Origin of the sequence: Roseomonas sp. GC11 (genome assembly GCF_024437745.1) — a bacterium.
Lineage (GTDB): Bacteria > Pseudomonadota > Alphaproteobacteria > Acetobacterales > Acetobacteraceae > Pseudoroseomonas.
This window is the reverse complement of record NZ_JANFNY010000209.1, coordinates 1-575: the sequence shown is the minus strand read 5'-3', so window position 1 is coordinate 575 and position 575 is coordinate 1. Positions and strand designations below refer to the sequence as shown.

Annotated in this window: 1 protein-coding gene; it reads left to right on the top strand. The window is 69.4% G+C overall.

Annotated features, from left to right (window positions below):
• The coding region (locus NON00_RS24660; RefSeq protein ID WP_256025443.1) for a nucleotide sugar dehydrogenase at positions 1-575 on the top strand (575 nt) is incomplete at both ends.

Sequence of the window (575 nt, the reverse complement as noted above, 5' to 3'; positions counted from 1 at the left end):
ACCTTCACCACCGACCTCCAGGAAGCCATCCGCGGCGCCGATGCCGTCTTCCTCGCCGTCGGCACCCCGACCCGCCGCGGCGACGGCCATGCCGACCTGACCTACGTCTTCGCCGCCGCCGAGCAGGTCGCCCGCGCCGCCGAGGCCCCCTTCGTCCTCGTCACCAAATCCACCGTCCCCGTCGGCACCGGCGCCAAGGTCAAGGCCATCGTCCGCGCCGCCCGCCCGGATCTCGAGATCGAGGTCGCCTCGAACCCGGAATTCCTCCGCGAGGGCAATGCCATCGGCGACTTCATGCGGCCTGACCGCGTCGTCGTCGGCGTCGATTCCGAGCGCGCCCTGACCGTCCTCAAGCGCCTCTACCGCCCGCTCTACCTGATCGAGACCCCGGTCGTCGCCACCTCCATCGAGACCGCCGAGCTCATCAAATACGCCGCCAACGCCTTCCTCGCCGTCAAGATCACCTTCATCAACCAGATGGCCGATCTCTGCGAGCGCGCCGGCGCCAACGTCCATGACGTCGCCCGCGGCATGGGCCTCGATGGCCGCATCGGCCGCAAATTCCTCCATGCCGG